Raw genomic sequence first — 9,193 nt, forward strand, 5'->3', positions numbered from 1 at the left:
GGAGCCGTGCTCAAAAATAACATCCGGTATGCCGAGGCGTTTTACCTGCGAGGTATAGCCATGGTCTACCATGAACTCCAACACGGCGCTTCCGAAGCCGCCCTGCAGGCAGCCGTCTTCCACCGTGATCACTTTGCCATACTTCCCGAAAATGTGGTGCAGCAGTTCTTCGTCCAGCGGCTTGCAATAGCGCATGTCGTAGTGGCCCGGCGTGAGGCCTTCGTAGCCCAGTTTCTGGCAAACATCTACGGCATAGTTGCCGATGTGGCCAAAGGTCAGGATCGCTACTTCTTCGCCTTCCTGAACCGTGCGGCCTTTGCCGATTGGCTGCAGTTCCAGCGGCGTGCGCCATTCCGGCATAACTCCCTCCCCACGTGGGTAGCGAATCGTGAACGGACCGGCACCTTCCTGCGAAGCAGTATACATCATGTTGCGCAGTTCCTGCTCGTTCATCGGGGCAGCTACCACCATGTTGGGGATGCAGCGCATGTAGGCAATGTCGTAAGCGCCGTGGTGCGTCGGGCCATCGGCACCAGCAAAACCGGCTCTGTCAAGGCAGAATACCACGTGCAGGTTCTGGAGGCACACATCGTGTACCACCTGGTCGTAACCGCGCTGCATGAACGTGCTGTAGATATTGCAGAACGGCACCAAACCCTGCGTGGCCAGGCCGGCCGAGAAAGTCACTGCATGTTGCTCGGCTATACCTACGTCAAAGGCTCGGTCCGGCATGGCCTTCATCATGATGTTGAGCGAGCAGCCGGAAGGCATGGCAGGCGTTACACCCATGATCTTCTCGTTCTGCTCAGCCAGTTCCACCAAGGTATGGCCAAACACATCCTGGTACTTGGGCGGCTGTGGCGTGTCGTGGTGCGTTTTGTAGATCTCGCCTGTGATCTTGTCAAACAGGCCCGGTGCGTGCCATTTGGTCTGATCTTTTTCGGCAAGGGCAAACCCTTTGCCTTTGGTGGTGAGCACGTGCAGGATCTTGGGGCCGGGTATGCGTTTCAGGTCTTCCATGACCGACACCAGGTGATGGATGTCGTGGCCGTCGATCGGGCCGAAATAACGGAAGTTGAGGCCTTCAAAGAGGTTGCTCTGCTTGGAGAGCGTGGCTTTGATGCCGCTTTCTATTTTGGAAGCAATGTGCTGGGCATTCGGACCAAACTTGCTGATCTTGCCCAGGACATTCCACAGCTCGTCGCGCAGCTTGTTGTAGGTGCGCGAGGTAGTGATATCTGTTAAGTATTCTTTGAGTGCGCCCACATTCGGGTCGATGCTCATGCAGTTGTCGTTGAGCACCACCAGCAAATTGGTATTGGTAGCGCCGGCATGGTTGAGTGCCTCAAAGGCCATGCCGCCTGTCAGGGCACCGTCGCCGATCACGGCAATGTGCTGCCGGTCTTCTTCGTTTTTGTACTGCGAGGCAACCGCCATACCCAGTGCCGCCGAAATGGAGGTGCTGGAGTGGCCTACGCCAAAGGTATCGTATTCGCTTTCTTTGCGTTTGGGGAAACCGGAGAGGCCGCCATACTTGCGGTTCGTATGGAAGTTATCACGTCGGCCGGTGAGGATCTTGTGCCCGTATGCTTGGTGGCCTACATCCCATACCAGCTGGTCGTACGGTGTGTTGAACACGTAGTGCAGCGCTGTGGTCAGTTCTACTACGCCCAGGCTGGCACCAAAGTGACCGCCGTGGATGGATACCACATCGATGATGTATTGCCTGAGCTCCTGGCATACCTGCAGCAGTTGCTCTTCCTTCAGGTTCCTCAGGTCGGCAGGCGTGTCAATGGAGGCAAGCAGCTCTCCAGGTTTAATGATCATAGAAATGTCTTTATAGACCTCCAACAAATTTTTCCGGCAAAAGTTTGCAAAGCGCAAAATACCTGGGCCGGACAAAGCGTAAAGTTAATAAATTTCAGAACACGAGCTGCTTTTCTCTCTGATTCTGCCACGGCAGCCTACGGGGGAATATATGTAAATTTTTGTAAAGCGTTGCAGGTCAGGTTGTTTTATTCTGAGCGGAACTTAAGCCCAGGCTCTCCTTCTTGATAGTGTTAAACTTATACAGCTGAAATCTGTTTTTGTTCTGCTTTGCAGGTCCGGGGCTCTCCGGGCGGCGTACAGGAGCTTCTGTTTCATCCGAATAAATTAGTATTTTTGTCAACCTGAAGCGCTGCGCGCACTAACCTTAAGGCCAGAGAAGTGAGTTTCGAAATAAAATTACCGTTGTTTGAGGGGCCGTTCGATCTGCTGCTCTTCTTTATAGAGCGTGATGAGCTGGACATACACGATATTCCGATCTTCCAGATCACCAACGAATTCATGTTCTACATCCGGCAAATGGAGCAGCTCAATATTGAGGTGGCCAGCGACTTTATCCTGACGGCTGCCACACTGATGCGCATCAAGGCCAAAATGCTGCTGCCGCGCACCGAAAAGGATGAACAGGGAAACGAGATAGATCCGCGGCAGGAACTGGTGCTACACCTGCTGGAGTATAAAAAGTACAAGGGGGCGCTGGGCGACCTGGGGCAGATGGAGGACATGCGCCTGGCACAGGAGAACCGCGGCAACATAGACGAGGAACTGCAGCAGATCGCCAAGGCCAACCACTTTGAGTACGAGCTGCAGGACCTGAGCCTCTACAAACTGATGCGGGTGTTCGATAAGGTCATGCACCGCTTCGAAGAAGAGCAGAACCGCCCGAAGCACACCGTTTATACCTATCCGTATACCATCGAGGGCCAGCGGGACTACATTTTGCGGGCTATTGAGGAGCGGCAACAGGTTGCTTTCTCCGAGATCATGTCCGCCTTCCCCGAGAAGCTCGGGTTGATCTTCAACTTCCTGGCTATTCTGGATATGCTGCAGCTCAACCTGATCGGGGTGGAAGTAGGAGAGGGGTTCAACGACTTTATGATCACTGCAGCCGACGGGCAGGCAGCCCAGGTGACGCAGTTGCTGATCGAGTAGCTATACCTTAAATTTTCAAAAAGCCCAACCGTTTCCCCCTAGTTGACGAATAGTTAAGTAGTTTTACAAAGCAAAAGAGAGAAACGCTCACAGTGGAGTTGGGTTAAGCAGTCTGCATGGATCAGAATAAGAAGACCATACTGAAGAACTTTAGTCCGATCAAGGTCCTGATCCCTGTTTTTTTGGGACTGGGAGCTACTGCCTGGTTGTTTCTCAAAGATGACGGGCTCGATGACCTGAAGGGGATCACGCAAGCAAATATTTGGTGGCTGGCAGCAGCGCTGCTGGTGCTGCTGATACGGGATGTAGGCTATATGTACCGCATCCGTAGCCTGACCGATAAGTTTCTGAGCTGGCGCAACAGCCTCGACGTGATCATGCTCTGGGAGTTTGCCTCTGCCATCACACCCTCAGTCGTAGGCGGGAGCACCATTGCCACCATCCTCCTCCACAAAGAAGGTATACCGCTGGGTAAATCCCTGGCCTATGTCATGGTCACGGCCGTGCTGGATAACATGTTCTTCATTCTGGCGGCGCCCATCGCGCTGCTGGCCACGCAGGGAGAAGTGTTCCCTACCTTTGGCTTTGGCGGCTCTGACCTATCGGCGCTCAAGACAGCGTTCTACATCAGTTATTTCCTCATTGCCATCTATACCTTCATCATGATCTATGCACTTTTTGTGAGGCCACGGGCCTTCAAGTGGATACTGCTGAAGCTGACTTCCCTGAAGCTGTTCCGGAAATGGCGTGTGAATGCTTTTCAGCATGGCAACGAGATCGTGTGGGCCTCGCAGCAGCTGAAGGGCAAAGACTTTAATTATTGGGCCAGAGCCATCATCTCCACCATATTTGTGTGGTGTGCCCGCTACTTCCTGCTCAACTGCCTGATCGCAGCCTTTACCGACGTAACACTAAGTGAACACCTGCTTATCATCTCCCGCAACCTCATCTTCTGGATCGTGATGCTGGTGGCCATCACGCCGGGCGGAGCCGGTATCGTCGAGATGGCCTTCCCAAGTTTCTTCGGCTTGTTCCTGGGTGGGTTCAGCAACATCGTGGTTGTGCTCTATCGCCTGATCACCTACTATCCATACCTGGTGCTGGGCTCCATAGTGCTGCCCCGCTGGATCGCCAAAGTGTTCGGGCGACAGGCAGTGGAGGATGAGGTGAAGGTATAGGTATAGGTTGCAGATATGGTAACACGGAGCACATTTTCCGGGCGAAGAAGGACAAAAATTTTTGAAGCAGGACGCCGGAACGGAAGCAAGGCAGCATGAGGGTAATTCTGGTGCTGCCTTTTTTGTGGGTCTTGCTAAGAGACTTCGCTACAAGTGATGCTCCTCCCGGAGAGGTCAGGAGCGGGTTTAGTGGATAGAAGGCGGATAACTACCGGCGTGCTCATCGCAGTATAAAGATCAGACGCATGACAATTCTAACAGGTATAGCATCATGAAAGCTATTGTAATAGGAGGAGGTATAGGCGGCTTATGTGCAGCCCTTGCACTGCAGCAGGCAGGTATAGATACGACTGTGTATGAGGCAGCGCCGAAGTTCAGGGGGCTGGGCGCAGGCGTGGGGCTGGCGGCCAATGCCATGCAGGGGCTGGCGCGGCTGGGCGTGGTAGAGGATGTGGTAGCCCGTGGCAAGCAACTCGATGCACTGGTTATTTTTGATGAGCACGGCCAGGAGATCAGCAACATGGATACCCGGCCCCTGAGCAGCAAGTATGGCATCAACAATTTTGTAATACACCGCGCCGACCTGCACGAAGTGCTGCTGAGTCATCTGCATCCGGAGTCCGTGGTGCTGGGCAAGCGCTGTGAATCGGTAGAACAGCAGGGAGAGCAGGTAAAAGTAACCTTCGCGGATGGCAGCCAGGCCACAGCCGACCTGCTGATCGCGGCCGACGGGATCAGCTCTGTAGTCCGCCAGTTGCTGGTGCCCCAAAGCGTGCCGCGCTATGCCGGCTATACCTGCTGGCGGGCCGTTATTGACAATCCCGGCGTAAATATCAACAACATGATTTCGGCCGAAACGTGGGCGCCGCAGGGGCGGGTAGGTATAGCACCGTTGCAGGGCGATAAGATCTACTGGTATGCCTGCATCAACGCCCCGCAGCAAGACGAGAAAATGCGCCGCATGACCCCCGAGAAACTTGCCCGCCATTTTGAAGAAGTACACTCTCCGGTAGAGGCTGTTCTAGCCTCCACTGCCCCGGAGCAGCTTATCTGGAATGATATTGCGGACCTCAAGCCGCTGGAGCATTTTGTGCATGGTCGTATTGTCCTGCTCGGGGACGCGGCACATGCTACTACGCCCAACATGGGGCAAGGCGCCTGCCAGGCGATTGAGGATGCCGTGGTGCTGGCCCAGTGCCTGCAGCAGGAGTCCGTGCTGGCAAAAGCCCTGAAGAAGTACGAAAAACGCCGGAAAGCCCGTACGGCAAAGGTGATCCAGATGTCGCGCCTGTTGGGTACAGTAGCCCATTGGCGTAATCCACTGCTAGGCCGTCTGCGCAACACGCTGTTCCGCGCCATGCCCCGCTTTGTGACCCAAAGGCAGATGGAGGATCTGTATAAAGTAGATTTCTGAATCAGGTATAGCTGCCAACACGAAAGGTAAAGCAGGTGCACGCTTCTGCCGTAGTTGCAGGCTACAAAATAATACAGCCCTTTGTTGCGGCTGCTCACATCACCTTATTACGAGCTAAATGCTTCCTCTATGCAAGCTAATACAAGCGCAACTACTACTTTGTCCTCTCAGCAGCCCAGTTTCAGGGAAGCCTTCTTCTTCTGGCTGAAACTGGGCTTTATCAGCTTTGGCGGGCCCGCCGGGCAGATCGGCATCATGCACGAATTTGTGGTCGACCAGAAAAAATGGGTGTCTGAAGCCCGGTTTTTGCATGCGTTGAATTACTGCATGCTGCTGCCGGGGCCCGAAGCGCAGCAATTGGCTACCTACATCGGGTGGCTATTGCACGGCGTGCGGGGCGGTCTGGCGGCTGGCATCCTGTTTGTGCTGCCGTCGGTGTTCATCCTGCTGGCACTCAGTATCGTGTATGTGACCTATGGCAGCATTCCCTGGGTAGCTGCTTTGTTCTATGGGTTGAAGCCTGCCGTAGTGGCCATTGTGGTGCTGGCACTGATCAAGATCGGTAAAAAAGCACTGGTAAACTGGCAGCACTACGGGCTGGCGCTCCTGAGCTTTATTCTGATCTACTTTTTCAATGTGCCGTTCCCGCTCATCATCCTGGCCACGATCGTGCTGGCTGTCATCCTGCTGAAATTCTTCCCCGGAGCGCTTACAGAGCAGGCTACTGATGAGAAGGCAGCAGCAGACGAAACCGGGTATTATATAAATGCTGCCTCTGTGCTGCCCCATACCGGTTTTAGCTGGAAGCGGGTAACGCGCCAGGTGGCGGTTGCCTTGCTGCTTTGGGCAGCACCTTTCGTGCTGTTCTACGTGCTGCTTCCTGACCACGATTTCTGGAATAAGCTCTCCATCTTCTTTACACAGGCCGCTTTGGTGACGTTTGGTGGCGCGTATGCGGTTTTGCCTTATGTGGCGCAGGTAACGGTAGAGAAATTCAACTGGCTCAGTAGCTTTCAGATGATCGACGGGCTGGCGCTGGGCGAAACCACACCGGGGCCGCTGATCATGGTGCTGGCCTTTGTCGGGTTTATGGCCGGTTACAATCACTTTGCCGGCTCCCTGCTCATGGGTACGCTGGGGCTGCTGACCACTACATTTTATACCTTTCTGCCCTGCTTCCTGTTTATACTGGTAGGGGCTCCCATCATCGAAAGAACCCAGAGCAACACCAGTGTGAAGGCCGTGCTAAGCATCGTAACCGCTGCCGTGGTGGGGGTTATCCTGAACCTGACCGTGTACTTTGGTAGGGCAGTTATCTTCCAAGGAAGTGGAGAGGGCTTAGCTGTAGATTATTTCAGCCTCGGCTGGATCATCGTCTCCCTAGTGGCCATGTACCGCTTTAAGATAGGAATGATTCCGTGGATCGTCGTGAGCGCCCTGGCCGGGTTGGCGATGTACCTGTCAGGATATTATCAGCCCATCTAAGCCCGAAACCAGCGCTACTGTAAGCGCTGACTTGCTGTCGTTGTCGTAAAAGAAAGTATAGCTCAACCTCAATGACAATGATAATAAGAAGGGTAATGATTTCGCTGGTTTTCTGCCTATGGGCTTTATCGGCTGCTGTAGGGCAACATGCTGCTGCTAACAAGCAGGAGCGTAAGCTGAACACCGCTGCCATAGAGCAGATGCTGGGCATGAAAGGGCAGGAAAACGAAGGCGAATATAAGATCACGGTGCCGCAGCACGACCTGAACGTGGAAGTGGATGGCTTCAAAATCATCCCGCCGATGGGCTTAGGCAGTTGGGCCGCTTTCAGCCCGGCACCAAAAGGAGCCATACTAATGGGCGATATCGTTGTGAAAGAAAATGAGATTGGGCCGGTACAGCAGGTCATTATCAACAACGGGCTCACCCTAACAGGACTGCACAACCACTTTGTGCGCGATCGGCCTGGCGTCATGTTCATGCACATAGCGGGGAATGGCTCGGAAGAACATTTAGCAAAGGGAGTAAAAGCGGTGCTGGATAAAGTAACCGAACTAAGAGGCGGCGATCCCGGCAAGGCAACAGCGCAGCAAGTGCAAAATTCCCTCGACGTGCAGAGGCTTACAGCTATTCTGGGCCAAAGCGGTGAGATGAACAGTGGCATTTATAAAGTGACCATTGGCCGGCCCGATGTAAAGCTGCAGGAGCATGGCCAGCAGGTAAGTACGTTTATGGGGTTTAATACCTGGGCCTCGTGGCAAGGCTCGCCCGAGCGCGCGGCGGTAGCCGGTGACTTTGCCATGTTGGAAGATGAGGTAGCGCCCGTCATCAAAGCGCTGGTAGAGAATGGCATTGAGGTAGTAGCGGTGCACAACCACATGGTGCACGAGGAGCCGCGCATCTTTTTTCTGCACTACTGGGGCGTAGGCCCTGCCGAGAAACTGGCAACAGGCTTAAAAGCTGCGCTGGATCAGACGGGCAAAGCGCAGGAGGGCCATTAATACTAGATATAGCCTGCAATGGCCTCCTTTTGGGCCATACAGCAGAGGGACTAAAAAAAGCTCTTTACTGTTTACCTTGTTACAGCCTCTGATTTTGGCAGCTTCCAGTAGATCATTTCATCGTCCCGCACAATTTCCCGCATACCTAGCTTTGCCAGTAGCCGGATCGAGGCTGCATTTTCCAGAAGGCAGTTTGCTGTAACCGCTTTTACATCAGGTTGCCGGAAGGCCCAATCCATAAGGGCTTTGGCTGTTTCGAGCCCATAGCCTTGCTGTTGTTCCTGCTCGATAATAGAATAGCCAATGTCCACCGCCCCTTCCTGATTTGGTGCTCCTTTGAAACCGGCATCGCCTATCACCGTGGCATTGTGTTTCAGCACGATCATCCAGGATTCGAACCCGGTTGGCTCCGGTACCTGCTCCAGTCTTTTAATGATGCGGGGCAAGGTGTCCATGCTCTCCTGGTCGGGCCAGAAGCGCGTCGGTTGCAGGCCGATCTGGGCAAGTATACCTGTGTTGAAGGCTAAAAGCGCCTGCGCCACCGGAAGCGTAAAGGGGACAAGCACAAGCCTGTTGGTATGGATGGGTTGGATGAGCATGTATTGATTGCTGTACGTTTGCTGTTTCGGAGTTGTAATCCGGAACTTTTGTAATTGGGGATTATAAATCCGCAGGTAAGTCGCTTTTGGATTGCAAATCCGAAGGAGCGGGGGATATTTATATCTATTGCTCTGTAATTTATTCCTTTCTTAATATTTCTATATTGGGAACTTCATTGAAACCGTTATAGCCAATTCTCAAAATTCGCTCAAAGAAGAACTTGCTTAGTGCAGATTCTGGACAATCTTCAATTCGTTTATATTTGGAAAGATCCCAATTATTTACTTTTGCTCGCTCTGCGTAATTCTGTGCATTGCCAATAATGGTATTTGCTGCGTGCTTAAGTGTTGCTCCTTTCTCCACTCTGAAACGTAAAGCGTTATTAACAGATCTGTAGATAATTCCATAAATTTGAGAGACAGAGTAATCTCTCAACAAGTCATTGAAAACAGTTAAGGTCTTGTCGCCTATTGAATAATCTACTCCTAATATGTTATTTACACTGTGGTCGAAATATTCTATGACTTCATTCAAAG

At 52.9% G+C, this 9,193-nt stretch carries 8 protein-coding genes; 5 read left to right on the top strand and 3 right to left on the bottom strand.

Annotation, left to right across the window (positions count from 1 at the left end; genetic code table 11):
• Window positions 1-1,827, bottom strand: a 1,827-nt coding sequence (gene dxs / locus OB13_RS14410) for a 1-deoxy-D-xylulose-5-phosphate synthase (protein ID WP_461490870.1), incomplete at its 3' end; no start/stop codon positions are given.
• A gap of 381 nt (window positions 1,828-2,208) precedes the next feature.
• Between dxs and OB13_RS14415 the strand changes: the two genes are divergently transcribed.
• The 5 genes from OB13_RS14415 (at window position 2,209) to OB13_RS14435 (ending at window position 8,057) form a co-directional block, all read left to right on the top strand.
• On the top strand, window positions 2,209-2,979 hold the full coding sequence (locus tag OB13_RS14415) for a segregation and condensation protein A (RefSeq protein WP_461490871.1): 771 nt from the start codon (window positions 2,209-2,211) through the stop codon (window positions 2,977-2,979).
• Window positions 2,980-3,095: 116 nt separating this feature from the next.
• Complete coding sequence (locus tag OB13_RS14420; protein WP_461490872.1) at window positions 3,096-4,157, top strand: lysylphosphatidylglycerol synthase transmembrane domain-containing protein; 1,062 nt, start codon at window positions 3,096-3,098, stop codon at window positions 4,155-4,157.
• A gap of 271 nt (window positions 4,158-4,428) precedes the next feature.
• Window positions 4,429-5,571: an FAD-dependent monooxygenase gene (locus OB13_RS14425; RefSeq protein WP_461490873.1), complete on the top strand. Its 1,143-nt coding sequence runs from the start codon at window positions 4,429-4,431 to the stop codon at window positions 5,569-5,571.
• A 129-nt stretch (window positions 5,572-5,700) separates the two neighbouring features.
• Window positions 5,701-7,056: a chromate efflux transporter gene (gene chrA, locus OB13_RS14430; protein ID WP_461490874.1), complete on the top strand. Its 1,356-nt coding sequence runs from the start codon at window positions 5,701-5,703 to the stop codon at window positions 7,054-7,056.
• 71 nt (window positions 7,057-7,127) lie between these two features.
• Window positions 7,128-8,057 (top strand): DUF1259 domain-containing protein, encoded by a 930-nt coding sequence (locus OB13_RS14435; RefSeq protein WP_461490875.1) that lies wholly within the window; start codon window positions 7,128-7,130, stop codon window positions 8,055-8,057.
• Between the two features lie 71 nt (window positions 8,058-8,128).
• Here OB13_RS14435 and OB13_RS14440 read toward each other — a convergent pair whose 3' ends face one another.
• Entirely contained in the window at window positions 8,129-8,656 is a 528-nt protein-coding gene (locus OB13_RS14440; protein WP_461490876.1) for a GNAT family N-acetyltransferase, read from the bottom strand.
• A 139-nt stretch (window positions 8,657-8,795) separates the two neighbouring features.
• Window positions 8,796-9,193: hypothetical protein (locus tag OB13_RS14445; protein ID WP_461490877.1), on the bottom strand; the 398-nt coding region annotated here is incomplete at its 5' end.

The organism is Pontibacter sp. HJ8, assembly GCF_054824225.1.

What these genes read in the sequence shown, in the direction of transcription:
- OB13_RS14420 (WP_461490872.1), top strand. Translation starts at nt 3,096, where the DNA reads ATGGATCAGAATAAGAAGACCATACTGAAGAACTTTAGTCCGATCAAG.
- OB13_RS14425 (WP_461490873.1), top strand. Translation starts at nt 4,429, where the DNA reads ATGAAAGCTATTGTAATAGGAGGAGGTATAGGCGGCTTATGTGCAGCC.
- chrA (WP_461490874.1), top strand. Translation starts at nt 5,701, where the DNA reads ATGCAAGCTAATACAAGCGCAACTACTACTTTGTCCTCTCAGCAGCCC.
- OB13_RS14435 (WP_461490875.1), top strand. Translation starts at nt 7,128, where the DNA reads ATGACAATGATAATAAGAAGGGTAATGATTTCGCTGGTTTTCTGCCTA.
- OB13_RS14440 (WP_461490876.1), bottom strand. Translation starts at nt 8,656, where the DNA reads ATGCTCATCCAACCCATCCATACCAACAGGCTTGTGCTTGTCCCCTTT.